At 67.4% G+C, this 797-nt stretch carries 2 protein-coding genes and 1 pseudogene; 2 read left to right on the forward strand and 1 reads right to left on the reverse strand.

Features of this window, described 5'->3' with window-relative positions; all coding sequences use genetic code 11:
• Window positions 1–78: pseudogene (locus A9X05_RS32245) on the reverse strand (hypothetical protein); the annotation flags it as partial.
• A gap of 48 nt (window positions 79–126) precedes the next feature.
• Here A9X05_RS32245 and esxG point away from each other — a divergent pair.
• Window positions 127–420, forward strand: a complete 294-nt coding sequence (gene esxG / locus A9X05_RS17290) for a type VII secretion system protein EsxG (protein WP_067278108.1) — start codon at window positions 127–129, stop codon at window positions 418–420.
• Between the two features lie 38 nt (window positions 421–458).
• A complete protein-coding gene (locus A9X05_RS17295) occupies window positions 459–749 on the forward strand; it encodes a WXG100 family type VII secretion target (RefSeq protein WP_067278112.1) in 291 nt (96 codons plus the stop codon).
• Window positions 750–797 lie beyond the last annotated feature (48 nt).

A 797-nucleotide genomic window follows, 5' to 3' on the forward strand; every position in this document is an offset into this window, starting at 1 on the left:
CTCGTCGGCCCGCGCCCCGACGCGGGTCGGCATGCTGAACTCGTCGAATCGGGCCGGCGGTTGTTGTGCCAGCCCGATGCTCGTCAGTCACCGAAACCCCATGAGACCGCAGAGAAAGGAAGCACCATGAGTATGTTGGACGCCCACATCCCGCAGTTGGTGGCCGCGCAGTCGGCCTTCAGTGCCAAGGCGGCGTTGATGCGCAGCACCATCAGTCAGGCCGAGCAGGAGGCCATGTCGGCACAGGCGTTCCACCAGGGCGAGTCCTCGGCCGCGTTCCAGGCCGCGCACGCCCGCTTCGTCGAGGCAGCCGCGCGGGTCAACACCCTGCTCGACATCGCCCAGGCCAACCTCGGCGACGCCGCGGGAACCTACGTCGCCGCCGACGCCGCCGCGGCGTCCGGCTACAACGCCTTCTGATCGAGCTTCAGCCGCCAACAACCGCGAAAGGACTTCTCATGTCCCAAATCATGTACAACTACCCGGCGATGTTGAGCCACGCCGCCGACATGGCCGGCTACGCCGGCACGCTGCAGGGGCTGGGTTCGGACATCGCCAGCGAGCAGGCCACGCTGTCCAACGCCTGGCAGGGCGACACCGGTATGACCTACCAGGCCTGGCAGGCCCAGTGGAACCAGGCGATGGAAAGCCTCGTGCGGGCCTACCAGTCGATGGCCAGCACCCACGAGGCCAACACCACGTCCATGCTCGCCCGGGACCAGGCCGAAGCCGCCAAGTGGGGCGGTTAGTTCCTGTCAGATGAGTGCTGAGCCCAACGCCGTCGAGCGGACGGTCGA

The organism is Mycobacterium sp. E3298 (genome assembly GCF_001666895.1).
Lineage (GTDB): Bacteria > Actinomycetota > Actinomycetes > Mycobacteriales > Mycobacteriaceae > Mycobacterium.